The following is a 23,559-nucleotide window of genomic DNA, read 5'->3' as shown; positions in this document are numbered from 1 at the left end:
GTTTTCTTCCCCCATCGCACTGGCCAGAGGCCAGTGGCACACGGGAGAGGTAACCCGATTAGAGTGCCGCGTTTGCCGAAGGATTGGCAATGTACAAGTTGATGCTCTGTCTGCGTTACCTGAAGACGCGTTGGATTGCCCTGGCGTCGATCATTAGCGTGACGCTGGGCGTGGCCACCATGGTCGTGGTCAACGCCGTCATGTCAGGCTTCTCGCACGAGATGCACGTTCGCCTGCACGGCATCCTTTCCGACGTCGTCATGGAAAGCCACAGTCTGGATGGTTTCTACCAGTGGGAAAAGCACATGGCCGCCGTCCGCGAAGTGGCCGGTGACGACATCGAGAACATGACGTGTACCGTGCATGTGCCGTCGATGATGAGCATTCGCGTTCGCGATCAATGGCTTCCGCGGCAGGTCACCCTTATCGGTATCGATGACGAAACATACAATAACGTCAGCGACTTCTCGAAGTACTTGAAGCACCCGGCCAACCGCCAGCAGGTCGACTTCAACCTGAAAGAAATGGGATACGAAGGCCCCGAGAACTCTCCCCTGGTCGATTCAGGCTGGGAGTATCGCCGCCAGAAGATCGCCTACCAGCAAGAGCTGGAAGCCGAGATGCGACGTTTCGAAACGATGCATCAAACCGGCCACATGCCGCGACGCACCAACCCCAACGAACTCGCTGCGATCGATAGCCCGCTCGAAGAGAACACCGACGAGCCGGCTCCGCTGGTAACTCCCAAGTTCGCCGACGACCCGGACGCACCACCACTGCCTGGGGCACCGCCAGCCGACCTGGCCGCGCGCATCGCCATGCAGGGGAGCAAGCAGGTCGATCCCAACAAGGGTGGCGACCCCTTCGCCCAGCGGCACGATCAACCCAAGAGCCAGACCTTCGATCCGATGAAGCATCAGGCCCCCGGCATCATTCTGGGGATGGCTGTCGCCAGTATTCGTCAGCGTGACGCCGAAGGGGAAGTGAAAGATTACTTCCTGGCCGTTCCCGGCGACGACGTTCGCGTGACGTTCCCCTCGGCCGAGAGCCCACCCAAAGCCGTCAGCGCGACCTTCACCGTCGTCGACTTCTACGAAAGCAAGATGAACGAATACGATGCCGGCTTCGCGTTCGTTCCGCTGAGCAAGCTTCAGTCGCTGCGTTACATGACGCACCCGGAACTGGGCACCGCCGTCTCCACAATTCAAATTCGCTTGAAGCCAGGCGTCGATCTGAACAAGTTCACCAACAACCTGCGGGCTGCCTTCCCAGCCGAAACGCATCCTTTCCGCATTCAAAGCTGGAAAGACATGCAGGGGCCGCTGTTGGCCGCCGTGCAAATGGAAAAGACGATCCTCAACATCCTGCTGTTTTTGATCATCGGTGTGGCTGGCTTCGGAATTCTGGCGACGTTCTACATGATCGTGGTCGAGAAGACCAAAGACATCGGCATCCTCAAATCGCTGGGTGCCAGCGGTAGCGGGATCATGAGCATCTTCGTCGGCTACGGGCTCTCGCTGGGCATCGTGGGTTCCGGCGTCGGCTGTATTCTCGGATTGCTATTCGTTTGGAACATCAACCACGTCGCCAAGCTGATCGAGATGATCACCGGGCAGGAAGTGTTTGATCCGACGATCTATTACTTTCAGGAAATCCCCACCATCGTCGAGCCTTCCGCGATCGCCATGGTCGTGTTTGGGGCGATGTTGATTGCCGTGCTGGCGAGTGTGCTGCCTGCGATTCGCGCCGCACGACTTCACCCGGTCGAGGCCCTCCGTTATGAGTAACACGATGAGCGATAGCTACACGTCCACCGCGACCGCCCCGGCCGTCACCCCTGCGTCCAAGAAGCCAGGCCCGCACGTCCACACCGATCGCTTCGATACACCCATCGAAGTCGACAAGCCGATTCTTCGCACGCTCGGCCTGCACAAGAGCTACCGCAAAGGACAGCACATCATTCCGGTGCTCCGCGGTGTCGACTTCGTGGCCAACGAAGGACGCATCACGTCGATCATCGGTCAAAGCGGTTCCGGTAAAAGCACCCTGCTGCACCTGATGGGCACGCTCGACGTGCCGGATCAGGGCGAAATCTACTTCGAAGATCAACGCACCGATAACCTGCCAATCCGCCAACGCGATCGCCTGCGTAACGGGCAGTTCGGGCTGATCTTCCAGTTCTATCACCTGCTGCCGGAACTGACGACGCTGGAAAACGTACTGACGCCGGCGATGATCTCGCATGGCTTCTTCAAGTACTGGAGCGTGCGGAAGCAGCTCAAAGAACGAGCCAGGCACTTGCTCGAAATGGTCGGCCTCGGACATCGTTTGAATCATAAGCCGCGCGAACTTTCCGGCGGCGAGATGCAGCGCACGGCGATTGCCCGGGCCCTGGTCTCCGACCCGAAGGTCCTGCTGGCCGACGAACCCACCGGCAACCTCGACCGCCAAACCGGTCAGGAAGTGCTGGCCATCCTGCGAAAGCTGAACGAAGAGCAAGGCCTGACCATCGTAATGGTCACCCACGATCAAAGTATCGCGGACGAAGCCGACTCGATCGTCCGCCTGGCCGAAGGCTGCGTCGAAACGGTTTAGCTGTTAAAGACAGTCTCGAACCGAATTCGATTCCTCTCGATCCTTAAAAAGAGGATCGTGACCGGCGGTTACTTGGCACTCGTCGTCCTCGCCCACTGTAATCGATCAGTGGTTTCCAGATTATCTTGCACTCAGGCATCTGCTGCTGTAGCTCTTCGACACCTTCCTGCGTTACCTGGGTATAACTCAGATCAAGCTCTTCCAGGTTTTCTAGCCAAACAAACCTACTGAGGGACTCGTCGTCGATTTCGCAACCTGTGACGTCGAGTCGCTTGAGAGAGTGGGGAAGATTATAGGTAGCGACTAACGGAGCCCATTGGATGACCAACTCCTCGACGCCGATTTCTTCTAAGAACGGATAAGGGTCTTCTAAATCTGGATCAGATTGAAGGACGAGCTTTTGAATCCTTAACGGTGACAACAGGCGATCCAACTCCGAGCTCGGAAGTTGCCGACCGATCACCAGTTCACGAAGTTCACCCAGGCGATGAATCTGCTCGAAGGCGAATTCCAATTCGTGGTCCGAAATGTCGGCGGTGATATGAACACGGTCGAGCCGTCGGAAGAAGACGTCGCTGTTGGTTTGTTTCATCCAGGTGGGGAGCGTATTAGTTTGAGCTAAGTCAATGCGTCCGACCGGTTCCTGAGGAATCGTCCAGCCGATAAAGACACTCTCTTCTGAAGGCAAACCGTAGGGAATCGACGAATCAACCGGCGGCAGCGTCAACTGCCTCCCCACATCGGCATGCACCATGCCAATGTATAACTGTCGCCCAATCAGGCCGAAGCCAATGCAGACAAGCGTCACCGCAACAAAGAACGTACGCATCGACCACCGCAACCAACGGCGACCCGCTTTCGGCTTCTTTTGCGTGTGGGTATCGGATGGCAAAGGTTCGCTGGACTGGTTCATTTTCAATTCTGCTTCACCGAGATACGTTGCTGCCGCTCATATTCCAGGCGACGTTCGCGGCGCTGGTTCTCGCGCCGCTGCTGTATTTGCTCAGGCGTCTCGAAAGGGTCCCAGTCAATCCAGCAGTCGGGCAGTTCTTCCTTCAGCTTCAGGTAGGCCTCTTTACTGACATGTGTGTCGCGAAGGATCAACACCTTCAGGCGTTTCAGCTTCGTCAGCTTGGCCACACCGTCGTCGGTGATCTGGGTCTCTTCCAGTTCCAACCTTTCGAGCGTCATCGGCAAGTCATCCACCGCGGCGTCCGAGAACTGCGTGTACGAAAGGTTCAACTCTTTCAGCCGCGTGTGCCGCAGCCACGGCATGGGGCCGGTGCCGAGGGATGCATGCGTAGCAATGAGTTGATCGAGGCGGATCGAACCAACCATGGCGGCTAACTTCTCTTCGGGAAAATCTTGGCCGCCAATATTAAGCGTGCAGAGATGATCGAGCCGGGGGATCTGCGCGACGGCGACCTCCATTTGTTTGGGCTGCATGTCCGTATGCAGATGAATGGTGTCGATACGCTGCCAGAAGTAATCGAAGCTGGTGACACGCATCCATGGAGGGACATGCCTGACCGTGGTTTGCATCGTCATGATCGAACCAGGCGTACCGAAGCTTAACTTCAGCTTTTCGGAAAGCTTCCACTGGACGCCCGTGGAACCAATGTTTCGTATCTTTTCGGCGTACGTCATTTCAATCGCCGTGCCCACTTCGTCGTGCACTTGCCCCAGATGCCAAATGTGCCCCAGCCAGGCGAGCACACCGCATAGAAGCGTGACGAAACCAATCATGACACGCATCGACCACCGCACCGGCAACCAGCGCCGGTGAGGCTTCTCGTTCGTTTGGGCTTCGGTCGTTGGTTCAGGAGAGCTCATGGTTGTTTCAGCGGTTCCCAGACGACCTCGCACCACGGCATCGCTCCGCGCAAGTTCTCGATGGCTTCCTCACTGGTCGGCGTTCGTTTGAGGTTTAAATACTCTAGCCGGTGAAGACGCTCGAATTCCGGCAAGCCTGCGTCGGTCACGTGCGTTCGTTCCAAAGACAACGAGGTTAGCGTGTTGGGCAAATCGCGTACGGCCGCATCGTCGAACCAGGTATGGGAAAGTTGCAGGATTTTAAGTTGCGACTGGCGAAGCGCCGGAATCGACCCGACGTCCAAGGGACAGTGCATCGCATATAGCTCGTCGACTTGCGTGTGGGAAAGGATCCTCTCCAAATCGCGATGACTGAGTTGCTGTGTCGTGTTCGCGGAACCGAAGTACAACGACTCGACGCGATCCAATCGGCAGATCTGATCGACGAGCTCGTCAAACTTGTCCGGCGGTAATAGGGCGTTCACTCGTACGCTTTTGATGCGTTGGAACATCAGGTTCATGCCCAACTGTTCCATCCAGGTAGGTGTCTGCTTCACTTGCCGGGTTATTTCGGTCGCGCCGCTGATCGTGGCGACGCCTCCCTTAAAGACCACAGGAATCTTCGTTCGTACGGATTGCTCGTACTGCCACTGCACATTGACGCCTGGTCTCCATGCCGCGTACTCCCCGATGGTCGCCAACTGACGCCCCACGTCGTCGTGCGTTTGCCCAATGCGAAAGCGATACGTCGACCAGGCGGACGCGATACAGACCAACGTGATCACGGCGATCGAAGTCCGTAGCGACCAGCGCACCCGCCAGGGGCGTTTGGAGTGCGTCGCTTCAGTGACGCTCGTTTCGTGGGTGGCTTCCGAAGCACTCATGGTTTTGTCAGTGGTGCCCAGCGGATCTCACACCACGGCATTTCGCTTTGAAGCTTTTCAATCGCTTCACGACTGGTTGGTGTTCTTCGCAGGATCAATGTGTTTAGATTTTTAAGTCTTGCGAATTTCGGTAATCCTTCGTCGGTAATCCTTGTCCTGGTTGCATCGAAGTAAGTGAGCGTTTCGGGAAGATCATCCAGGGCGACATCGGAAAGCTGCGTTCGATGAAAGCTCAGCCAGGTAAGTTTGCTATCACGCAGGAAAGGCATCGGCCGTCGTCCGATCGACGTCTCGGAGATACCCAGCGATTCGATTTCAAGCGTGTTTAGAATTCGCTCGACCTGGGCTTCCGAAACAGGAACACCGTCGGTGCTGAATCCTTTGAGTCTGCCGAGCGGCTCAATTTCCTCAAGCAGCGCATCTAGTTGTTTCGCGGAGTGACCGCGAAAGTAAATGTATTCAATTCGCTGGAATGCCGATTCGGCTCCCAGGCGTTTCATCCAGTCAGGTCCCCCTTTTTGCTTAACGAAAGCGGAAGCAAAATTAACTCCAGCTATTCCTGGCGAATGCTGAACGGGAACCTGTCGTTCCAGCTTCCACCGGACGACTGCCCCTTGGGTGGAAATCCTCTTGGCAATGCGGTCGTGCATCTGACCCATCCGCATCTGATAGCTGATCCAACCCATTCCGATCGCTATCATCGCGATCAAAACGAGGAAGGCACGTAAGGACCACCGCAACGCCCAAGAGCAGCGTATGGTTAATAAGGTGCTTTGAGTTGTCGCCGATTCCGACATAAGGGCCCCATCGAAAAGAGGTGCCAACATGGCACCTCTTTACCGTAAGCTATCCGCGATGGTGGCTGCAATCAAATTATCGGCGAACGGTTACCTTCGAGCCGATCGAAAGAATCCCGTAGATATCTTCCGAATCGCGCGAACTCATGCTGATCGAGCCGCCTGGGCCGCCACTGCCGTGCAAGACGATGCCGCCGTCCAGATGCACTGCGTGGCCACCGTACGGATTCGCCGGATCGGAGGCAGTCAGGATCTTTTGGGCCTGTTCGTCGTAGAACTGCGGGTTGGCTTCCTTCCGCAGCACTTCATGTACACCAGCCGGAATGACCGCGCCATTCTCGATAGTGATGGGGAACCGCCCGGCGTAGCAGCCATCGATTTCCAGCGTGAGTTCATTGTGCGTCATGTCGACCTTCGCATTGAAGGGACCACGTAGCACTTTCAGCTTCTGACCAGGCGTCAAACTGTTGGGGTCGGCAATGCCATTGATCCGCTGCAGCAGGATCTCAGGAACTTGAAACTGCTGAGCAATGCTGCCAAGCGTTTCGCCGCTGCCCACGGTGTAGGGTTCTTCGAGCGAGTGCTGCGTTGAGTAAACCACCGTACCGGCCAACTGGCTCAGCAGCAGGTTCAGCATTTCCTTTTGCGAAGGATTCAGCTCCGGTCGATTTCGCCACGGGGTCAGCCGCCGGGTCGCTTCGACCAGGTCGTTTTGGCGAAGGTAAACTTGGGCTTCGTCCCAATCGGCCTGAAATTGTTCGGCCGACTGCGAGGAGCCGCCGCTGCTGGTCATTGGATTCGACATGCCCCCCATGTTGCCTTGGCTGTAGACCGAGGCCAGTTCGGTGCGCGACGTATCAGGGGACGTTGGGATGGGAGCTTCGCTGGAAGCCATGGCGTTGGCCGGGTTGCCAGGTGCCGAGCTGCCCAGCGGTGGTAGTTCGCTCGCTCCAGCTAGTGCAGCCTCTTCGGCCGCCCGAGTTAGCTCTTCGCTTTCATGGGGAATCGAACGATCGAACGTGGGGACGTTGCCACTGGATTGGCCCAACTGCGGAGCGGTCAACCGTCCGCTGGCGAACCCTTTGTCGTCGAACTTGGGAGCGGTGCTTGAGGTGCCCATCGGCGAGGCAGGGGAGGTTGCCGACGAACCGCCAGGCATCGCCATTTGCGAGAAGTCTGGCAGCGAGAGGTCCATGCTTTCGCCGGCATCGGCCACTTCTGGCGGGACATCTTCCGGCTGATTCAAGACGGTGTAGACGCCGTAACCAATGGCCATCAGCACGATGACCATGCATGCGGTTTTAATCGTTTCCACCTTCGTCCTCCCTGACGATTTCGGCTCATCCCTGGCAGGTCCTTCTGCCGAAGATTGATAATGCCGAGGTGTGCTCTTAACTTTGCTTTACCCATCCCAGGAACATGATCGACAGCGATTACTACGACGAAGATTGGATCGACGACGAGCCTGAAGACGATCAGGACGAGACGATAATTTGCCCCGAATGCGGAGCCGAAATCTTCGACGACGTCGACGTCTGCCCGATCTGTCTGCACGCGATTATCCGCGACACGAGCCCCTGGTCGGGGAAGTCGGTCGCCTGGATCATCTTCGGCATCCTGGGCATCATCGCGACACTCGTCGCAACGGTCATGTTGTTCCCATAGCTTGTCTAGTTCAACAAGCGTTCGCAGATAGTAACCAAACAGCCAAATCGCACAAAGGCCGGTTTTCAGCAGCCTGCTAGCTGCCCTCAAAAGCAGGGCACACCTAAGTAGGGTGTCAGTAGCGCAGCGAGTTGGAAAGAGGGGATGAACCGCGGATTACGCAGAAAGTCGCGGATAAGAAGTGAATGAGAATCCGTGTGGCACTTCCACCCTCGGTGGCTAATCCTTCTTCGCCTGCTGAAGCCCACGATTGAACCGCTCCGCAAAATCAGTGGCTGTCGTTTGCCATCTTGCGTCGATGATCGCATCCGACGTACCGGGAATCACCCAGTAATCGGCAGAGCGAGATTGAATCACGATGCTTTCCGCGAGGCCTGGTAAAACGAGTGTATCTTCGTAGACGGCCATCCAGCGCAGGTCTCTCGAAGTTACCGCCTGGTCAACCAACGTTGTAACTTCGGTGGTGAGTAACGCTTCGGTGGCTTGATGGTACTTGCGTTCGCTGACGAGCGTTTCGATCTCTGCTCGAAAGCGTGTGATGTTGCGGGTCTCAAGAGTGATCCTTTCGTTGTCGACGCTTTCCTTACCGTTGCCGGACAAGCTCACGTACCTGAGAATAGCCGCCAGGATCCCGATGATCACGAGGATGATCACCGTACCTACCCAATACATCCAACGAGATTCACCTGATAGCATGCCCACTGCTTGGATTCACTCATCCTATCCGCGCCCATCCGCGCCCATCCGCGCCCATCCGCGCCCATCCGCGCAGGTCCGCGGTTCGTCCTTCTTTCTCTCGGTGATCTCTGTGGCTAAACATCTTCCCCACGCAGCCGTTTGCGGTAGACCTCTACCCGCTTCTGCAGTGTTGCCTCGAAGCCCCTTGGCACCGGGCGATAGTACTCACGGTCGATGCCCAGGTAGGTTTGGGCGGCGATGCCGTCGGGTGAGTCGTGGGAGTACTCGTATCCTTCGCCATTGCCCAACTCTTTCGCTCCGCCGTAGTGGGCGTCACGCAGGTGGACTGGGACTGGCTCGACGCGTCCTTCGCGGATGTCTTTTCGTGCTTCGCCGATCGCGACGGTGGCGGCGTTGCTTTTGGGGGCACAGGCCAGGTAGGCGACCGTTTGCGAAAGGGTGAGTTGGCACTCCGGCAGGCCGATCATTTCGCAGGCCTGCATCGCAGAAACGGCCATCGTCAGGGCGTGCGGGTCGGCGTTGCCGATGTCTTCGCTAGCCGAGATGATCAGCCGCCGCGTGATGAAGCGGATGTCTTCGCCTCCTTCGAGCATCTTGGCCAGCCAGTAGATGGCCGCGTCGACATCGCTGCCGCGGATGCTTTTGATCAACGCACTCGCCGTGTCGTAGTGCGTGTCGCCGTCGCGGTCGTACTGTACGGCTTTCTTTTGAATCGATTCTTCAGCCAACTGCCGGGTGAAGTGGATCGGCTGCTCGTCACTCGAAAGGACACCGATCTCCAAAGCGTTCAGCGCACGCCGGGCATCGCCGTCGCACACCTCGCCCAGAAACTGAGCCGCATCGTCGTCGAGCTTCACGGCGAACTTGCCGAGCCCGCGATACGTATCGGATAGCGCGCCTCGCAGCACATCATGGATCTCTGCGGGGGTCAGCGGTTCAAACTGAAAGATTTGACTCCGGCTGACCAGCGCGCTGTTGACCGCGAAGAACGGATTGCTGGTGGTCGCTCCCACGAGGATCACAATCCCGTTCTCGACATCCGGCAGCAGCGCATCTTGCTGCGACTTGTTGAAGCGGTGGATCTCGTCGACAAATAGCAGTGTCTTGCGTCCGCCGGTGGCGACTTCGCGCTGGGCTTCCTGCAGCACTTCGCGCAGCTCTTTCACGCCAGAGGTCACGGCGTTCAGCTGGCGGAAGCGACACTTTGTTTCGGATGCCAATAGCTGGGCCAAGGTCGTCTTGCCACACCCAGGCGGGCCATAAAAGAGGACCGAGGTCAAACGGTTCGACTTGATCAATCGCCACAGCAGTTTGCCTTCGGCGAGGAAGTGCTTTTGCCCGACGAATTCTTCCAGGTTGCGCGGACGCATCCGGGCAGCCAACGGCTTGGCGCGATCGAAGTTCTTGGCTTCGGCTTGTTCAAACAAAGACATCAATCAGGTCCGACGGGATCGTGAAGCAAGGACCCTTTATTGTACGAAAATCGCGACTTAGGAAATGTGCCAAGAAAAAGTTTGCAAACGGCCAAAACATAACCTAAGTTACAAGTGTTCGGCCGAATGGGCCCTTCTGGACGGTTGCTCCAATCGTCTGCGGCCGAGCAAGGACACCGCACGGAGCGTTAAGCACTTTGCCGCGGTGTGAGCCCGACGTACGTTGAAGCTTAACAAACGTACGCCGGGTTTTTTTATTTCTTGAGCGATCTTCCGGAAGCTCGGCGTGTGCATCTGTTGGTCCAGGGTTAGGAGTAAAGCTCCCAATGATTTGGGGTTTTGTCGATTACGAAAATCTTGGCAGCCTGAAAGGCATTGCGTTCAAGCAATACCAAAAGCTATTCATCTTTTGTGGTCCCAAGAATCCCAATATCAACCTGGGAGATGCAACCGTCGGTGAGTTCCTGAAGATTGAAGTCATCAAGCTGAAATCCACAGGCTCGAACAACCTTGATTTTCATATCGCGTACTACCTGGGAAAGTTTTCCGAGACCGCTGCGGCGGATATCCAGTTTCATGTGATCTCGCGCGATCATGGCTTTGACGGGCTCGTCAGCCATATTAAAAAGACAGGACGTGCGTGCCAGAGGACCGCACCGGCTAATGGTGAAAAGAAGACCGGTTTCAGCGCATGTGCGGATCTCGCAGTCGAGCGACTTCGTCATACGGATGGAAGGACAAGGCCACGCAAGGAAAAGCCGCTTATCAACTGGATCGCGTCACAGTGTCACAGTAAGGATAGCCTTGTTGATGGCAAGACGATCTTGGCAGAATTGGTGAGCGCGGGGCTGATTCAAAATGAGAACTCCGTCATTAAATATAAACTGAAACCCTAACCCCTGCGTGGAGCTTACGCCTCCTGGTACAGGTCGTACGAATAGCTGGGCGTGAAAGGAATCGTCGTTGCATGCGTAAGCAGGGAACTATCACTCGCTGGGAAGATGACCGCGGCTTCGGTTTCATCTCGCGCGATCACGGCACGGATGATCTCTTCGTTCACATCTCGGCATTTCCCAGAAGCTCGCGGCGGCCGGAAGTTGGGGATACGGTTTTCTACGAGATCGGGAAGAACAAAGAAGGCAAGCCTCAAGCTGTAAACGCGAGTTTTACCGACGAGCCGGAATCCCCCAGGCCGATCGCCGGCAAGCGTTCGCATGGCGCGTGGCCGGTGCTGTTTGCTTTGCTGTTCGTGGGTTTCCTGGTTGCTGCGGCACTATTCAATCGATTGCCTTGGCTGGTAGTGGGGGCCTACGGCGTGCTGAGCCTGGTAACGTTCATAGTCTATGGCTGGGATAAAGCGAAGGCCAAGATGGGCAAATGGCGCACGCCAGAATCGACCTTGCATCTGATGGGGCTGGTCGGTGGTTGGCCTGGTGCCTTGGCAGCCCAACGCCTTTTGCGGCATAAATCGAGCAAGCAGGAATTCTTATTGGTATTCTGGGGGACGGTCGCTCTGAACGTTCTTGCCGTAGGCTACCTGGTTTGGAGTGGTAACGCCGTGGTCGTCAATCAATGGATCGATCAGGTTTAGCCGAATGTAAGCTGATACGGGCACTTTGCACGCAGTACTTCTATCTTGGCAGTCGTGAAAAGATTGCTGTGCACTTCTGATTGTGCTAGTTTGACGCCACCACAGCTACTGCATCCTTGTTGTGTGCCAAGCTTGTTCCAGTTCGAGGTCGCGTTCGCAACTATCTACTTTCATCCCAAATCAAATCGCTGACTGCATGCCGGTGATGTCCGTCTTCGTAGGTAACTCAACAAAGAAGGCCTTTTGATTTCATGCTCCGAATCGCTGACCTTCATATACCAATCGAAAGTGCTACGCTTGATCTCTTGCTGCTTGGCGACGAAATGATCTGGGGTTTTACTGTCATCGCTGGAAGGTTTCATCAAGGTGACATTGACTGGCCAGGCGTTCGCGTTGATTCGGCTGGACTCTTTACGACCGGAAGTGGAACTCTTAATCACTGGACCGACCTAACCGAGACGTCCGTAACTTGGGGTGAACTCGAAGACAACGATGTGGTACCTCACGCAATGATTTATGTCTTTGAACATGAATTAGTGCAAAACGGTTCCGCGATGGTTGGCGTGGGGGGCTCGGCCATCCACTTGGAGCTTTTGGGTAAATGCAACATCTACTTCAATGAGAGATATGACACCGATCTTGATCTCTCGTTAAAAACAGAGCTGAAATTGAGTCCGATCATGTGTGGCAGGGACGATGAGAGAGAGTGCTGGGAGAGTCTCGCTCAACATCTGGATCCAAATCTGTTTAACTACGCGCAAGACGAGTATGGAGTGTCCATGCTTGTTCCAAAAGACGAAAGAAGATAAACGACTGCCTGCAGGCAGGAATTGCATCAAGCAAACACTTATATCCCCAATTAACATCGCTGGCAGCACGCCGGTGATATTCGTACCCAGGTCACCCATATCATGACGACAACCCCCGAATCCATCGAGCAGACGATCCAGGCTTGCTATCCGGCGGTAACCGCCGCATTCAATCCGCCGGCTACCGAAGCGGAGATCGCCGCTGCCGAGCGTCAGTTGGGTGTCGAGTTCCCGGCCGAGTTCAAGCAGTTCTACCTGGCCGCCAATGGGCAACAACTCGACGAGCTTGGCTGCGGCGTGGGAGTGCCTGCGGTTCCACGGATGCCGCTGGGGGGCGGCTCAAGTGAAACGTGTACGTGGGGCGAGTTCCTGACGTTGGATGGCGTTGTGCAGGCCACGCTCGCCCATCGCGAGCTCGCCGAGTTCGACTTTCCGGATGATGACAACGTCGAACTGGTCGGCCCGGTGACCGTTCATCGCAATCACCTTATCTTCTGCGATCCTGGTACCGGCGATAGCCTTGGGCTCGATCTTGCGCCCCCTTCGATCGGTCAGAAGTACCAGGTCGTCGCCATCAACCACGACCCGTCTGGCTTTGCCTGCCTGGCTTCTTCGTTCACTGAGTTTGTGGCCCAGGTCGTCCGCGCGATCTCGTCCGATGACTTTGTCTACACGGAAGAGGAAGGATGCTTTCTGCCGGCGGACGAAGCATGACGTAGCGATCAGTCACTCTTGTTTTTCCGAAGGTAATAGGCAGTGGAATATCTTCAATATCTTCTCTTGATACCGTTGATCTGGCTGCTGATTTGCGCGAGTGGAATGTTGCCGGTGGTCCTGCTGCGGTTCTCCGACTTCTCGCCGGTAAAGCAGCCGATTCCGATCTTCGAGAAAGCCATTTCCGTGATCGATCCGACGTGGATTCAGGCCAACGAATTTCACGGAAAGTGCGCCATCGAGCCACTGGGTATTCCAATGGCGATCTTTACCAACGCGGATGACACGATTGCGTTGGCTGTTTACTTCGCAGCCGATCAGCGAATTATCGACATGGTCAGCAAGTTCCCCGGGGGAATTTCTATCACAACTTCGACCACGATTGACGGCCCGCTTCTGCCCTCACCGCAGGGGATCATGTACCAGGCATTTCCTGGTTTGGATGCCGAATATCTCCTGCGATTGCATCACGAAGCCACCGAGTTCTTGCAGCAGACTCTGAAGACCGAACTCCTTCGGCACGATGACGTCGCCAGCGATATGAAGAAGTTCACGTCCGACCAACTCAGCTACCTGCTGTTCCGGCCCTGGAAGATCTTGACGCTGCCGTACCGGTACGCCATCACTCGCCATACCCGCAAAGAACTGACGCTTGTGCAACAGGCACATAAGGGGATTATCAACATCGAAAAGCTCGTACGCCAGTCGCAGGGAATGGGGTAGTCGTCGTTGGTGACATCACTAGTCGATCGAGATGTCGCGCATGATAGGAAACTTGACCGCGCCACTTGGCCGCGTTAGCGTGACGGCCTATGGGTAATTCGAAAATCCTCGTTTAAAAATCTGCATCACTACGGAGTCCCCTTCATGAGCCAATATTCGTTCACGCTTGCGTTCGCGTTTGTCGGATTGATGGTCCACGTCGTAGCAGCGGATGAAGTCAAGATCGAGCCTGGCAAAGAGAACGTTGTCGCCAGCCGCATTGAAGGGGATTGGCAAGTGCATGCCCCTTTGACCGAGCGGCTTACTGGAGGGCAAGGACTACTGCTGAAAAGATTGTCATTCAAATCCGATCCAGCCGTAGCGACAAAAATCCCAGGCAAATACGCCGAGTATTTCCAGCAGCAGAACATGAAGGTCTATCTGGCTGGTCGTGTTGATCTCGATGGCAAAAAATGCCCTTTCGTGGTGACCAACATTCATGGCAATCCGCACGTCATCTTCTGGCTCGAACGCGACGGCGACCCATTCGGCAACGGCGAGTCCTTCAATGTCATGCTCACCGTTGCCGAAGACCGGCAGAACGATTTGCTATTTGTTGGGGGCGATTTCAACAATCAGCCATTTAGCGCGTTTGAACGCGTGAAGGCCGAGTCACCGAGATAACACCGAACAAAATGGTAAACGGCTCGATGGGCCAGCTTGAGATCTTAAGGTGATGCAATGCCAGGCAGTGCCATTTATCGCGATGCCTACTCCCGCACGTGTTTGCTTTTTATCTTCCACTTCCTGCCGTCGCTGTCGACGAAGGTGCCCTCCACATCGATTCACAACCTGTGCAATTGGCCATTCGTTGGGCAGCCGAAAGGCAGTACATTAATCTCTCATCAACAAGTTGTCTGTCGCCCATAATCACGGAGCACGGCGATGCCTGATTGGGTTCAAATCGTAAATCACCAGCACGAGATGGGACATGCCGAAGACGAGTATGAACTCGCGACGAAGCCCGGCGTTGGTGCCGACCAGTTGGATCAATTGGCCGATCGCCTGGGGATCTCTTTGCCGGAAGAGTTCCGCGACTTTTACCTGACGTTCAATGGCTTTGGTGTCGCTCCCGAGGACGATCCTAGTGACGTGTCCTGGTTGTTTCAGCCACTGGAAGATCTACCCGGTTTTATCGACTCGATGCGAAGTTCGTTCGCCGAAACGCACGCGGATGTCGCCGCGAGGTTCTTTCCGTTTATCGATTGGGCCAATGGCGACAGCATGGGATATCTGACCGATTCGGCAGGCATCGTCTTGCCTGGACTGTTCTGCTTTGAACACGAAAGTTACGCCTACAACGCCAATCAAGAGGCGGACGAATTCATTTCGGCCTTCCCCGTAACCATCGAGGAATTTCTGAGCGGCGAATAGTTTTGTACTTCCTCAGGCGTTCAACCTACACCGTTCAACTCCGCTTCCCCTTCGTCCCATAGCCGAGCGGACATTTGTTCTACTTCGGTCGATAACTTCACGCCTAAAATGGCCAGGTAAATTAAGGGGCTGATCACGCCTGCCATGATCACGGTGATTCCGACCATACTGGACATCAGTTTGTCGACGCCCAGTCCATCGAGCGTGATCATTCCGAGTGCGCCGACGCTGCAAATCACCACTGCCCACATAGGGGCCCACATGCGACGTTTCATAACGCGCTGAAGCTTTTCTTTGTCAGCGACATCGGCGTTCGGGAGATACTTATCCCGCAAGGGAATCGCCGACTGGAAACAGTAAGCGGGCCAGTCCTGCTGCTGGGAAGCAGGGACTCGATTGCGGAAGAAGCGAATGATCGCCAGTTGATCCTCATTCGAATAGTTTTTCAGGCCCAGCTTGATGATTGCCCCGGAAACGTGAATTTTCAGCACGTGAATCGTCACGAAACTGTCTGGCCGATGTACGGGCCAGACAAGCGTATGCACGTCGGCCACATCGAACTGATAATCTTGCGTTACCGAGCGAAGGGAAATCACGTCTTCTTGAATGCTCAATCGTTCGATGTTGTACGAGACCCAACCGTAGATCGAAACGATTAACACCCCTCCGAAAAGCATGACCCCTAGTATCAACACGGGCCACATGAAGATCGTCCCCCACAGGTGAGCAGCTTCACGGCTCTGGAGGACCCCGAGATAGATACCGGTCACGATCAAGAAGAACAGCGAACACCCGACGCCCTGGTAAAGAAACGAAGTCTTCAACCGGAACGTCGTGGTGCCATCGTGCTCGTCCACGGATCGGTTTCCGTTAGTAATACTGGATGGCACTTTTAACTTCCCCGTATTGCCAAGCTGCCTGGGGCGCGCCATGTCGGTGGATCTGTGATCAGGACAACCGTTGCCTATCTACTACGATAGTGATTCTATTACCTTGAGAGGGTGTTGCTTAGAAGAAGCTGAGGTAAACCGGAGCGGGAGCCTGACGGACTTTGGAATATTGCAAGGGTACGCCAGTGTCAATCCTAAGGATGCTAAACTGGCAGGCTATATTCTATATCGATTGAATTGAAACTGTAATTTCGGATTTCTATTCTTCATCAGCCACAGCGGACTCTTGAAAGGCTTTTGCGGGAGGCAGTCGGTTTTTAATCGATTCGACAAGGGAGCTTGAACTGCGATAACTTCCGACTCCCTTGAGAAGCAAGTAGAGCCCAGATATTAACGTGATGAGTCCTGCACAAAGAAAAGAAAGAAATGTTATTCCAGTGAGAGAGACGGTTAGTAAGGTGATTAGGATGGTTCCGAATATTGAGAGTAGTGCAACAGCAAAATTCAAATCGAGAGGGAATTCGCCTCCTCGAGCAAGCTGATCTAGTTCATCTTCTGAGATTGTGTATGCACGCAATTCCCCTAGGGGAGCTACTCGGTAGACGGGGGGTGGCTGATCTTCAGACATAATGCTTCATTTAGATAACTTGTACAGAAGCTTTTACGTGCCCCGCAGCGCCACCTAGATCGATTGCAATATGCCAATTGCCGTCGCTTGGAATTCTGATGCGATAAGGACTTTTTGTCACGTAACCTCCATGATACCGATATTGAGAGCCAGACTTGTACAGTGCGAAGTTATTTGCGTCCAGCAGTTGGACATTCGCAGCACTGCTGAGTGTTACCTCAACCGTTTTTCCCTGTGTGCAGTGCCCCAATGGGTAGTGGAGAAACTGTTGTGATTGTGTGGCCATAGATCGGCTTCCTATAAAGTCGGACTACGGTATTATTGCCCCTCTGCCGAGGGAGTCAAGCCTTTGCCCAAAGCAGGGGAATCAAATTTCTAAAATACTCTATTCCTAATAGTAAAAGAAATAGAACTGAAGTTCCGTTAGTAAGCCAACGCGTCGAGCATTCCGTTCCACAGCAGTAGCCGGGCTTCCAGGCTACGCACGGCGGCGTCTTCGGCGGCTTGCCATTTGTCGTCGTCGTCGCCGCACAGATGCGAGAGCAACCGGTGGGCCATCGGGCCGTGCGAGTCGCCGTCGAGTTCGATGTGGCGGTCGAGGTAATAGACAAACTTCGAGGCCGAGCCGGATAGCTCTTGATTGACCTGGGCGACGATCTTCTGGAAGACGCCTGGCAGCAGGTCTTCGCGACCATAGGTGAAGCCAGAGGCGATCGCGCACAGGTTGTCGCTGGCGATCAGGTCGAACGTGTTGGTTACGAACTGCACGATCGGGCGGGGGAGGTCCGCTTCGTATAGGGCGGCCGTCACGTCGCGGCCACTTTCCAGCCGCTGCAGGAAGCGATCGATCAAGTAGCCGTCGGCACCGATCTGCTGCATCGAGCTTTGGTACAACTCGAAGTGGCTGCTGAAGCCCCCTTCGCCATCTTCGTCGCTCTCTTCGCCCAGCACGATCTCATTCACCAGGCGGCGGCCCAGGTTGTTTTCGGTTGGTAGCCAAGGAACGGTCGTGCAGGTCAGCTTCAACTGCAGGGCCTTCAGCAGCGACATGAAATCCCACACCGCGAAGACGTGGTACTGCATGAAGACTTTCAACGCATCCGCATTGGCTATCCGCTGGTAGACGGCGTGATCCAGCAGCTCTTGCCGCTGAGGAGCAAGTACCTGTTCGATCCGGTCGAGGCGCTCCTGCGCCGAAGGAGGCATGACAATCATGGGCATTCGTTTTTGTTGGGCAGTGGGGCTGGATTGTCCCTATCGTAAGGAACCTCACACTGTGAGGCTAACAAAACCGCAAGGGATCGGAAATGGAAATTCGGCAAAGCGCAGGCACAACCTGGGGGATATCGCGAATTTTCTGGGAAGTTCCCCTTACGGTGGAGGTCTTCACGGAAAAAGGGTGAATAACCGCCGCACAATGTCGGTACGCTTAATGGTAATCAGTTCGGCTGTTGAATGTCTTAAGGGAACAGAAAAATGGATAACGCAAATCAGACGACCGAGTCCAATATCGAAGGAACCGAAAATGCTGGCCAAAGTTCACCGCAGGTGGCATCTTCTGGTCGAATGGGACGCTGGGCGAAGAATACCGTGTACGGGTTCGCCGGCCTGGTTCTTTTGTCGCTGGTGATTACGGTCGTCTCGCCAGAGGTCGCCGTGGCCGTTTCGCAGTACCTACCACAGGAGTACCAGAGCACCCTCTTCGCCACATCCGATTCGGGCGGAACCTGTTCGGCTGGGATACCGGTCGGGGGCTTCAACGGAAGCTGCTGTTCGCACACATCGGGTTGCAGCGCTGGCACCTCTTGCGGTGCGATGGACGAGGTAGATCAGACGCTCGCTGTCGAGATTCCGTCGCTGTCGCTCGACACGATGCTGGCCGGCCTTAGAGACTACGAAACCGACCTGTAAACGCGGGTTTTCGCCTGCCACCAGGCTCTTTCGATAGGCGAAAAGGTTCCATGTCGGATTGAGATTGATTAATATCGAGAACGGGTCGAATCGGCTTCGATTCGGCCTGCTCCCATATATTGCTCGCCCCAATCCTGCTGAGAACTATCGTTATGCTTCGTTCGACGATCTCGTGCTCCCTTTTGCTGGGACTTTCTTTCTTTGCCACCGCGGCCGAGGCCCATGAACCGTCCGGCGATCCTTCGGTTGTGCTGAACACCCCAGGCCTGGTTGCGTTCTGGACGTTCGACGAAGACCCTGGCCGGCTGCGCGAGTCCCTGGCCCCAGGCAACTATCCGCTGAAGGAAGTGAACGGTCCGATTGCCCGGGCAGACGTCGGTCCGTACTCGGGGCACAGTATCGATCTCAACGGCAAGCAGTACCTGCAACTCGATTACGAGAAGACTGGCAAGCTGAACATCAGCGGGCCCAACGCTCAGGTGAGCATGTTCGCCGTGGTGCGGATTATCGATCTTCGCCAAAGCCGCACCATCGCCGGCATGTGGAGTGAAGGGAAAGGTCGCGACGACGACACCGGCACGCGTCAGTACTCGCTGCTGATGAACATGCCGACTTACGGCGGCCCCAATCAGTTGGTCCCGCATATCAGCGCCGAAGGTGGCGTTACACGTCGCGCGGATGGTTCGGCTTTCCCTTGGTGTGCCGACTACGCGGCGACCAAACGCACGGTGCCGGAGGAAGAGTGGTGCACGCTGGCGTTCACTTACGACGGCAAGTATATCACCGCCTACATCAACGGAACCTACGAGAAGCGCGAGCTCGATCCGAAGAAGGACAAGCGGGACGATCGCTACTTCACCCAGGAAGGCCCCGACGGCAAAGACCGCGGGATGAATCCTTACTATCACGGCCGCGGCATCTTCCAGTACGACCCCGAGAAGCACGCCAAGACGAAGCCCGATGGCGGGTCTGATTTCACCGTGGGGGCCCGCTATGCCGTCGGTTCGTTCCTGAAGGAATCGACCAAAGGAAAGTTCGGAGGGCTGGCGGTCTTCGATCGGGCACTGACCGACGAAGAGATCCTCGCGCTGCACAAGTCGGCCAATATCGAGGCCTTGAATGCGGCCGAGAAGAAGTAATCGCCGCTGTCGTCTTTCCCTTGGCACCCTTGAGTTGTTTCCTATGAAACGTCGTACGTTCTTACAAACTTCGGTCGCTGCCGCGCTGGCTTCGCAGGTCTACGCGGCTCCTGCCCGCAGGCCGAGGATTATCCTTCGTTCTTCGTGGCAGGTGGTGAACATCGGTGACATCGCCCACACGCCGGGCGTGATGGCACTGCTGGAAAAGTACCTTCCAGAAGCGGACGTCACGCTGTGGGCCTCCGGCGACTTCTCGGAAGAAGTTCACGCGATGGAAGCCAAGCGATTTCCGAACATGCGTGTCGTAAAGGGTTCGATTGGCGAGACCGGCAAGGTTTCCAATGCCGACCTGAAGGATGCCGTCGACTCGTGCGATTTCCTGCTGCATGGCTCGGGACCGTCGTTCGTGGCCCGCAAGGACGTGGGGCGATTCGTCGAGCACACCGGCAAGCCATTCGGTATCTATGGCATCACCTACGGTGGAGCCGATCAGGCCACAATCGACCTGATGAGCTCGGCCAGGTTCGTCTACTTCCGCGATTCCGTTTCGCTGAAGAAGGCGAAGCAGGATGGCATGAAAAGCGCGATCATGGAGTTCGGTCCTGATGGTGCGTTTGCCTGCGATCTGCGTGACGATGAAAAAGCGGAAGCATACCTCAAGCAGGTTGGTTTGAAGCACGGAGAGTTTCTCTGCTGCATCACGCGGCTTCGCAGCACGCCGTACTGGGAAGTGAAACCGGGGAGCAAGTTCGATCCGGCTAAAAACGCCCGCAACGAAGCGATGCGGGACCAAGATCACCAGCCAGTCCGCGAGGCGATTACCAGGCTGGTGACCGAGACCGACAAAAAAGTGCTGCTCTGTCCGGAAGACATGACCCAGATGAAGGTCACCAAGCTGAACCTCTATGACCAGCTTTCCGACGAGGTGAAGCAGAAGGTCGTGTGGCGCGACAAGTTCTGGCTCACCGATCAGGCCCTTAGCACGTACGTGCGTTCGGCGGGGTTCTTCGGGCTCGAAATGCACTCGCCGATCATGTGCATCGGAAACGGTGTTCCGGCGATTGTCGGGCGTTTTGCCGAGCAGACCTCGAAAGGCTATATGTGGCAGGACATTGGCCTGGGGGATTGGCTGTTTGACTTCGATCAGCCAGAGCAGGTCGCCAATTATGCGTCGACCGTGGTAGACTTAGTACAGCGGCCAGAGCACGCCCAGCAGATGGTCGCCCAGGCCCAGGCCGTTGTGACCCAGCGGCAGCGCGAGACGATGGAGGTCGTTCGCCAATCGGTCGGTCTGTAATTTCCATTGAATTCGATTTCCTTTTTATCGAGACGATCCGTTTCATTATGACCCGTACGCTTGCCACCTTGTTGTTAGCCATTGTCGGCCTCGGTTGGTTCTTCCCGGAACTAGCCGAAGCGAAAAAGCCAAACATTATTTACATTCTCGCCGACGATCTGGGGATTGGCGATCTTGGCTGCTACGGCCAGGTGAAGTTCGAGACCCCCAACATCGATCGCCTGGCGGCCGAAGGGATGAAGTTCACCGATCACTACAGCGGCAGCACCGTATGTGCTCCGACGCGTAGCGTGCTGATGACCGGCCTGCACACCGGGCACACGCCAGTCCGCGGCAATGCCGAAGTGAAGCCAATCGGTCAGCAGCCGATGCCGGCCGATACGGTCACGCTGCCGGAACTGCTGAAAGCGGCCGGCTACACGACCGGTGCTTTCGGCAAGTGGGGCCTGGGTTATCCCGGCTCGGAAGGGGATCCGATCAACCAGGGCTTCGACGTCTTCTACGGTTACAACTGCCAGCGGAATGCTCACACGTACTACCCAACCTGGATGTACGACAACGAGAAGAAGATCGAGCTCGACGGCAAGACTTACTCGCACGATCTGATTATGGATCATGCGTTGCAGTTCATTCGCGATAACAAGGACAAGCCGTTCTTCTGCTACCTGCCGATCACCATCCCGCACGCCGCGATGCACGTGCCGGAAGAGTACGTCGCTCCTTTCCGCGAGAAGTTCGCTGAGTTTGAAAACAAGGTTGGCAAGTACGCCGGACCTCCCGTGAAAAACCCGATCGCTGCGTTCGCTGGCATGTGCACCAAGATGGACGAAGATGTCGGCCGCGTGATGCACCTGGTCAAGGAACTGGGACTCGACGACGACACGATCATCATGTTCACCAGCGACAACGGAGCGCACCAGGAAGGTGGCCACGATCCCGAGTTCTTCAACAGCAACGGTCCTTATCGCGGTCATAAGCGCGACCTGACCGACGGCGGCATCCGCGCCCCGTTTTTGGTTCGCTGGCCAGGCCACGTGAAGCCAGGCACCGAAAGCAACCTCATTAGTGCCCATTGGGATGTGCTGCCAACACTGTGCCAACTGGCCGGTGTCGAAGTGCCAGCCGGCCTCGACGGCATCAGCATGGTGCCGGAGCTGACCGGGAAAGGGGAGCAGCCCAAGCACGATTACCTGTACTGGGAGTTCTTCGAACACGGCGGCCGACGCGCGGTTCGTATGGGTAAGTGGAAGGCCGTGCAAAACAACATGTCCAATAACCCCGCCGCCCCGATCGCCCTGTACAACATCGAACAGGACGTCGAAGAAAACGTCGACCTTTCAGCCCAGCACCCGCTGGTAGTCGCCAAGGTTCGCGAGATCTTTAAGCAGGCACACACCGAGAACGATCGCTTCAAGTTCAAGTTTGAGACGAAGTAGTTTTCACGGTGGACAAGCAAGGATGAGCCAGGGAGCACGCCGAACTCAATGAAGCAATTCGGCGTGTTGGATCTTCTTCTACTGACGTTCTCGATCGGCTATATTTGCGGCCTGATCGCTTTAGGCCAGAACACAACCATGGGTGCTGACCTGATGCGATGGATTGTTAAGCCTTTTTCGCCCTTGGCGGAGCTTTGGGTTTACGCTCCTTTGATGACCGCAGTTACGACCGGCATCCTGGGCTACATCCTCAACGAGTCTCCCAAACTCGCGCCTCGTCTTTTTCTGCGGATGTACCTGGTGGCCATTCTGACGGGCATGGGCATGACGGCCTGTCTGCGTGGCATCGAGATCGATCCCGTGCCAATCGTTGGCATGCTCCTGGCTGGATCGCTTTTGTTTCTGCCACTGTGGATCCTACACCAGCGGATCGTCGGGAACAAAATCACATCCGCACACTTGTCGGTCGTGCTGGCTGCTGCATTCACAGGCGTCGGTCCGTTCGTGTATTTGATGCCTGATTTATACATGCGAAGCTGACGCGTCGGGGAGTTACTATCGCAACTTGTCGGCAAACTGCTTGCGGAACTTATCGACCTTCGGGCGTACGACCATCGCGCAGTAAGGGTTGCTGGGATTGTTGGCCAGGTAATCCTGATGATAGTTCTCGGCCGGGTAATAGTTGTTGATCTCGGTGACTTCCGTAACGATCGGGGCCGGGAATGCGCCACTTTCATTCAGCCTGGCGATGAAGGCCTCGGCCAACTGCTTTTGCTCTTCGCTGTGGTAGAAGATCGCGCTGCGATACTGCGGGCCGACGTCGTTCCCTTGGCGATCTTTCGTGGTGGGATCGTGCGTTTGAAAGAAGATCTCAAGCAGGTCTTCATAGCTGACCTCTTCCGCATCGTACGTGATTTGAATCACCTCGGCATGACCGGTTGTTTTGGTGCAAACCTGTTCGTAGGTCGGATTGGCAACGTGCCCTCCGGCGTAGCCTGACTCGACATGCTGAACGCCGCGCAGTTCCAGAAAGACCGCCTCGGTGCACCAGAAGCACCCGCCGCCAAAAGTCGCCGTTTGAAGATCTGCCATAGTTTGCTGTCCTGGGAATCAAGAGACGCCC

The 23,559-nt window shown here is 55.8% G+C and carries 26 protein-coding genes; 15 read left to right on the top strand and 11 right to left on the bottom strand.

The annotated features are described in order from the left end of the window. Positions 1–89: 89 nt before the first annotated feature. On the top strand, positions 90–1,787 hold the full coding sequence (locus tag C5Y96_RS07135; protein ID WP_105351397.1) for an ABC transporter permease: 1,698 nt from the start codon (positions 90–92) through the stop codon (positions 1,785–1,787). A gap of 4 nt (positions 1,788–1,791) precedes the next feature. Beyond that, complete coding sequence (locus C5Y96_RS07130; protein WP_105351834.1) at positions 1,792–2,595, top strand: ABC transporter ATP-binding protein; 804 nt, start codon at positions 1,792–1,794, stop codon at positions 2,593–2,595. Between the two features lie 43 nt (positions 2,596–2,638). On the opposite strand, the gene C5Y96_RS07125 is transcribed toward C5Y96_RS07130, so the two are convergent. From C5Y96_RS07125 to C5Y96_RS07105, 5 genes are all read right to left on the bottom strand, one after another. Continuing rightward, a complete protein-coding gene (locus C5Y96_RS07125; protein ID WP_105351394.1) occupies positions 2,639–3,508 on the bottom strand; it encodes a hypothetical protein in 870 nt (289 codons plus the stop codon). Between the two features lie 2 nt (positions 3,509–3,510). After that, positions 3,511–4,428 (bottom strand): hypothetical protein, encoded by a 918-nt coding sequence (locus C5Y96_RS07120; RefSeq protein WP_105351392.1) that lies wholly within the window; start codon positions 4,426–4,428, stop codon positions 3,511–3,513. Beyond that, a complete protein-coding gene (locus C5Y96_RS07115) occupies positions 4,425–5,291 on the bottom strand; it encodes a hypothetical protein (RefSeq protein WP_105351389.1) in 867 nt (288 codons plus the stop codon). Before C5Y96_RS07115 ends, C5Y96_RS07120 begins: the two co-directional genes overlap by 4 nt. Beyond that, positions 5,288–5,977, bottom strand: coding sequence for a hypothetical protein (locus C5Y96_RS07110; protein ID WP_105351387.1), 690 nt, complete (start codon positions 5,975–5,977; stop codon positions 5,288–5,290). The genes C5Y96_RS07115 and C5Y96_RS07110 overlap by 4 nt, the downstream gene beginning before the upstream one ends. A gap of 187 nt (positions 5,978–6,164) precedes the next feature. Then, the gene (locus tag C5Y96_RS07105) at positions 6,165–7,403 is read right to left on the bottom strand and encodes a LysM peptidoglycan-binding domain-containing protein (protein ID WP_105351385.1); all 1,239 of its coding nucleotides are present in this window, start codon (positions 7,401–7,403) and stop codon (positions 6,165–6,167) included. 104 nt (positions 7,404–7,507) lie between these two features. Between C5Y96_RS07105 and C5Y96_RS07100 the strand changes: the two genes are divergently transcribed. After that, a complete protein-coding gene (locus C5Y96_RS07100; protein WP_105351382.1) occupies positions 7,508–7,753 on the top strand; it encodes a hypothetical protein in 246 nt (81 codons plus the stop codon). Between the two features lie 219 nt (positions 7,754–7,972). On the opposite strand, the gene C5Y96_RS07095 is transcribed toward C5Y96_RS07100, so the two are convergent. Further along, positions 7,973–8,449, bottom strand: coding sequence for a hypothetical protein (locus C5Y96_RS07095; protein ID WP_146115553.1), 477 nt, complete (start codon positions 8,447–8,449; stop codon positions 7,973–7,975). Positions 8,450–8,565: 116 nt separating this feature from the next. Further along, positions 8,566–9,885 carry a replication-associated recombination protein A gene (locus C5Y96_RS07090; protein WP_105351376.1) on the bottom strand — a complete coding sequence of 440 codons (1,320 nt, stop codon included), beginning with the start codon at positions 9,883–9,885 and terminating at the stop codon, positions 8,566–8,568. A 326-nt stretch (positions 9,886–10,211) separates the two neighbouring features. Here C5Y96_RS07090 and C5Y96_RS07085 point away from each other — a divergent pair, with 326 nt between their 5' ends. From C5Y96_RS07085 to C5Y96_RS07055, 7 genes are all read left to right on the top strand, one after another. Then, on the top strand, positions 10,212–10,781 hold the full coding sequence (locus C5Y96_RS07085; RefSeq protein WP_105351374.1) for a PIN domain-containing protein: 570 nt from the start codon (positions 10,212–10,214) through the stop codon (positions 10,779–10,781). Positions 10,782–10,852: 71 nt separating this feature from the next. Beyond that, on the top strand, positions 10,853–11,476 hold the full coding sequence (locus tag C5Y96_RS07080) for a DUF1294 domain-containing protein (protein ID WP_105351372.1): 624 nt from the start codon (positions 10,853–10,855) through the stop codon (positions 11,474–11,476). A 251-nt stretch (positions 11,477–11,727) separates the two neighbouring features. Further along, positions 11,728–12,285 (top strand): hypothetical protein, encoded by a 558-nt coding sequence (locus tag C5Y96_RS07075; protein WP_105351369.1) that lies wholly within the window; start codon positions 11,728–11,730, stop codon positions 12,283–12,285. Between the two features lie 102 nt (positions 12,286–12,387). Continuing rightward, positions 12,388–12,999 carry an SMI1/KNR4 family protein gene (locus C5Y96_RS07070; RefSeq protein ID WP_105351366.1) on the top strand — a complete coding sequence of 204 codons (612 nt, stop codon included), beginning with the start codon at positions 12,388–12,390 and terminating at the stop codon, positions 12,997–12,999. Between the two features lie 42 nt (positions 13,000–13,041). Beyond that, entirely contained in the window at positions 13,042–13,722 is a 681-nt protein-coding gene (locus tag C5Y96_RS07065) for a hypothetical protein (protein ID WP_105351364.1), read from the top strand. Positions 13,723–13,866: 144 nt separating this feature from the next. After that, a complete protein-coding gene (locus tag C5Y96_RS07060) occupies positions 13,867–14,385 on the top strand; it encodes a hypothetical protein (protein ID WP_105351361.1) in 519 nt (172 codons plus the stop codon). Between the two features lie 261 nt (positions 14,386–14,646). After that, positions 14,647–15,135 carry an SMI1/KNR4 family protein gene (locus C5Y96_RS07055; RefSeq protein WP_105351359.1) on the top strand — a complete coding sequence of 163 codons (489 nt, stop codon included), beginning with the start codon at positions 14,647–14,649 and terminating at the stop codon, positions 15,133–15,135. 20 nt (positions 15,136–15,155) lie between these two features. Here C5Y96_RS07055 and C5Y96_RS07050 read toward each other — a convergent pair whose 3' ends face one another. From C5Y96_RS07050 to C5Y96_RS07040, 3 genes are all read right to left on the bottom strand, one after another. Further along, positions 15,156–15,992 (bottom strand): hypothetical protein, encoded by an 837-nt coding sequence (locus C5Y96_RS07050; RefSeq protein WP_105351356.1) that lies wholly within the window; start codon positions 15,990–15,992, stop codon positions 15,156–15,158. A gap of 671 nt (positions 15,993–16,663) precedes the next feature. Further along, complete coding sequence (locus tag C5Y96_RS28120) at positions 16,664–16,939, bottom strand: DUF1883 domain-containing protein (protein WP_105351354.1); 276 nt, start codon at positions 16,937–16,939, stop codon at positions 16,664–16,666. Between the two features lie 137 nt (positions 16,940–17,076). Then, complete coding sequence (locus C5Y96_RS07040) at positions 17,077–17,868, bottom strand: DUF3050 domain-containing protein (protein ID WP_233198848.1); 792 nt, start codon at positions 17,866–17,868, stop codon at positions 17,077–17,079. A 261-nt stretch (positions 17,869–18,129) separates the two neighbouring features. Between C5Y96_RS07040 and C5Y96_RS07035 the strand changes: the two genes are divergently transcribed. From C5Y96_RS07035 to C5Y96_RS07015, 5 genes are all read left to right on the top strand, one after another. After that, a complete protein-coding gene (locus tag C5Y96_RS07035) occupies positions 18,130–18,564 on the top strand; it encodes a hypothetical protein (RefSeq protein ID WP_105351352.1) in 435 nt (144 codons plus the stop codon). Between the two features lie 152 nt (positions 18,565–18,716). Then, positions 18,717–19,703, top strand: coding sequence for a hypothetical protein (locus C5Y96_RS07030; protein ID WP_105351350.1), 987 nt, complete (start codon positions 18,717–18,719; stop codon positions 19,701–19,703). A 43-nt stretch (positions 19,704–19,746) separates the two neighbouring features. Further along, a complete protein-coding gene (locus C5Y96_RS07025) occupies positions 19,747–21,000 on the top strand; it encodes a polysaccharide pyruvyl transferase family protein (RefSeq protein ID WP_105351348.1) in 1,254 nt (417 codons plus the stop codon). A 47-nt stretch (positions 21,001–21,047) separates the two neighbouring features. Continuing rightward, positions 21,048–22,436, top strand: a complete 1,389-nt coding sequence (locus C5Y96_RS07020) for an arylsulfatase (protein ID WP_105351346.1) — start codon at positions 21,048–21,050, stop codon at positions 22,434–22,436. A 63-nt stretch (positions 22,437–22,499) separates the two neighbouring features. Beyond that, positions 22,500–22,976 (top strand): hypothetical protein, encoded by a 477-nt coding sequence (locus tag C5Y96_RS07015; RefSeq protein ID WP_146115552.1) that lies wholly within the window; start codon positions 22,500–22,502, stop codon positions 22,974–22,976. Positions 22,977–22,991: 15 nt separating this feature from the next. On the opposite strand, the gene msrA is transcribed toward C5Y96_RS07015, so the two are convergent. Next, the gene (gene msrA, locus C5Y96_RS07010) at positions 22,992–23,528 is read right to left on the bottom strand and encodes a peptide-methionine (S)-S-oxide reductase MsrA (protein WP_105351342.1); all 537 of its coding nucleotides are present in this window, start codon (positions 23,526–23,528) and stop codon (positions 22,992–22,994) included. Between the last annotated feature and the right edge of the window lie 31 nt (positions 23,529–23,559).

Source organism: Blastopirellula marina (assembly GCF_002967715.1).
GTDB lineage: Bacteria > Planctomycetota > Planctomycetia > Pirellulales > Pirellulaceae > Bremerella > Bremerella marina_B.
This window is presented reverse-complemented; position numbering and strand designations above follow the sequence as displayed.

Bases quoted from the DNA above. Each gene is read 5' to 3' on its own strand.
- C5Y96_RS07135 (WP_105351397.1), top strand. From the start codon at position 90: ATGTACAAGTTGATGCTCTGTCTGCGTTACCTGAAGACGCGTTGGATT.
- C5Y96_RS07130 (WP_105351834.1), top strand. From the start codon at position 1,792: ATGAGCGATAGCTACACGTCCACCGCGACCGCCCCGGCCGTCACCCCT.
- C5Y96_RS07125 (WP_105351394.1), bottom strand. From the start codon at position 3,508: ATGAACCAGTCCAGCGAACCTTTGCCATCCGATACCCACACGCAAAAG.
- C5Y96_RS07120 (WP_105351392.1), bottom strand. From the start codon at position 4,428: ATGAGCTCTCCTGAACCAACGACCGAAGCCCAAACGAACGAGAAGCCT.
- C5Y96_RS07115 (WP_105351389.1), bottom strand. From the start codon at position 5,291: ATGAGTGCTTCGGAAGCCACCCACGAAACGAGCGTCACTGAAGCGACG.
- C5Y96_RS07110 (WP_105351387.1), bottom strand. From the start codon at position 5,977: ATGGGTTGGATCAGCTATCAGATGCGGATGGGTCAGATGCACGACCGC.
- C5Y96_RS07100 (WP_105351382.1), top strand. From the start codon at position 7,508: ATGATCGACAGCGATTACTACGACGAAGATTGGATCGACGACGAGCCT.
- C5Y96_RS07095 (WP_146115553.1), bottom strand. From the start codon at position 8,449: ATGCTATCAGGTGAATCTCGTTGGATGTATTGGGTAGGTACGGTGATC.
- C5Y96_RS07090 (WP_105351376.1), bottom strand. From the start codon at position 9,885: ATGTCTTTGTTTGAACAAGCCGAAGCCAAGAACTTCGATCGCGCCAAG.
- C5Y96_RS07085 (WP_105351374.1), top strand. From the start codon at position 10,212: ATGATTTGGGGTTTTGTCGATTACGAAAATCTTGGCAGCCTGAAAGGC.
- C5Y96_RS07080 (WP_105351372.1), top strand. From the start codon at position 10,853: ATGCGTAAGCAGGGAACTATCACTCGCTGGGAAGATGACCGCGGCTTC.
- C5Y96_RS07075 (WP_105351369.1), top strand. From the start codon at position 11,728: ATGCTCCGAATCGCTGACCTTCATATACCAATCGAAAGTGCTACGCTT.
- C5Y96_RS07070 (WP_105351366.1), top strand. From the start codon at position 12,388: ATGACGACAACCCCCGAATCCATCGAGCAGACGATCCAGGCTTGCTAT.
- C5Y96_RS07060 (WP_105351361.1), top strand. From the start codon at position 13,867: ATGAGCCAATATTCGTTCACGCTTGCGTTCGCGTTTGTCGGATTGATG.
- C5Y96_RS07055 (WP_105351359.1), top strand. From the start codon at position 14,647: ATGCCTGATTGGGTTCAAATCGTAAATCACCAGCACGAGATGGGACAT.
- C5Y96_RS28120 (WP_105351354.1), bottom strand. From the start codon at position 16,939: ATGGCCACACAATCACAACAGTTTCTCCACTACCCATTGGGGCACTGC.
- C5Y96_RS07040 (WP_233198848.1), bottom strand. From the start codon at position 17,868: ATGATTGTCATGCCTCCTTCGGCGCAGGAGCGCCTCGACCGGATCGAA.
- C5Y96_RS07035 (WP_105351352.1), top strand. From the start codon at position 18,130: ATGGATAACGCAAATCAGACGACCGAGTCCAATATCGAAGGAACCGAA.
- C5Y96_RS07030 (WP_105351350.1), top strand. From the start codon at position 18,717: ATGCTTCGTTCGACGATCTCGTGCTCCCTTTTGCTGGGACTTTCTTTC.
- C5Y96_RS07025 (WP_105351348.1), top strand. From the start codon at position 19,747: ATGAAACGTCGTACGTTCTTACAAACTTCGGTCGCTGCCGCGCTGGCT.
- C5Y96_RS07020 (WP_105351346.1), top strand. From the start codon at position 21,048: ATGACCCGTACGCTTGCCACCTTGTTGTTAGCCATTGTCGGCCTCGGT.
- msrA (WP_105351342.1), bottom strand. From the start codon at position 23,528: ATGGCAGATCTTCAAACGGCGACTTTTGGCGGCGGGTGCTTCTGGTGC.